The following is a 1,415-nucleotide window of genomic DNA, read 5'->3' as shown; positions in this document are numbered from 1 at the left end:
CCGGGGCCGCGGGGACGCCGGCGTCAGGGCGGCCCGGCTGCCCCGCGAGGGCGGCCGCGAGCAGGCACAGGGTCACGACCGAGACGAGCGGTCCGGGGAACACCCCGACGAGGGCCGGGCCGTCCGCCGCGACCGGGAACCGCGGAGCCAGCGCGCCCAGGGCCAATGCCAGGATCGCGAGGAGCCAGAGGGTGCGCACGAGGGTGCCGCGTCCGTTCCGCCGGAAGAGCGCGACGGCGGCCAGGACGATCACGGGCCCGCCGATGACGATCGCGGCGACGAGCGGCCAGGGGCCCGGGCCGGGGAGACCGGCTGCGGCGGACGCGAGCATCGGGTCGAACCGCACGGGGAACCCGAGGAGCTGCTGCCAGGGCGCGGCAGGATCGACGGCGAGCGGGACGCCCGGGTCGCCGAGGAGACCCCGGGGATGGTCGAGGGCCGAGAACAGGTACGGCAGGTACAGCGCGACGACGGGCAGCAGGGTCCACCACAGCGTGCGCGCCCTCGTCCCGCCGACGATCAGTGCGACGACGAGTCCTGCCACGGCGAGGGCGCCGACGGAGGGCGCCGACGCCGCGGCCGCCGCGAGGACGAGACCGGCGGCGGCGCCCGCGGTCCAGCTGCGGGTCCCGTCGATCCCGGGCTTCACGACGCCGTCCGGCATCGGGCGGAGGGCCGGCGCGCCCCCGACGGCCCGGACGATCCCCAGGATGGCCAGGGGAAGGAGGAGGTGGGCGAGCAGCGCGCCGAGGCGGCCCTGCCCGAGGGCGACCTGCAGGGCGGGCGCCGCACCCCAGGACAGCGCGGCCCAGAGGCGCAGCGCACGGGACCGCGTCAGGGCGCCGGCCGCGGACCACGCCGCCAGGCCGGCGAGGGGAAGCGCGCAGACCACGGTGACGACGACGGCCGTGTTCGCCGAGCCGAGGCCCAGCAGGGACAGCAGCCACAGCACGTACGCGAACGGCGAGCCATGCACGGGGAATCCGGCTCCCAGGCCGGCCCACCACGCCGTCGCACTGTGCCAGACGGCGTCCGGGGTCGCGGCGACCGGCAGCAGGGCCCCTCCCGCGAGGGCCGGGGCACCGATGAGGCCGTGGAGGCCGAGAATCGCGGCGGCGAGCAGCACCACGACCGCCAGGACGGCCCCGGATCCGATCCAGAGCCGCGCCGGGGCGGACAGCGCGGCGAAGTCGTCGGTGCCGTCCCCCGACGGGATGTACTCCTCGGTCCGCTGCAGCGGGTCCTGTCCGGCGGAGGCCCCGCGCGAGGTGAACGCGTCGATGACCGACCGGCGGTGGGACCACACCTCGCGGCGGGACGTGATGAGCGGGCGCACGACGGAGCGCGGCCGGCGCCGGCTCCGGGCGGCGGAGCGGCGGGACCGCCAGAGGTGGAACGGCCGGCCGACGCCGGCG

At 78.0% G+C, this 1,415-nt stretch carries 1 pseudogene; it reads right to left on the bottom strand.

Features of this window, described 5'->3' with window-relative positions:
- A pseudogene (locus tag RY94_RS18195) lies at positions 1-1,415 on the bottom strand (glycosyltransferase family 2 protein); the annotation flags it as partial.

The sequence above is a fragment of the Arthrobacter sp. L77 genome (genome assembly GCF_000816565.1).
GTDB classification, from domain to species: domain Bacteria; phylum Actinomycetota; class Actinomycetes; order Actinomycetales; family Micrococcaceae; genus Arthrobacter_D; species Arthrobacter_D antioxidans.
The sequence above is the reverse complement of the archived record's forward strand: the minus strand, read 5'-3'. Positions and strand labels throughout refer to the sequence as shown.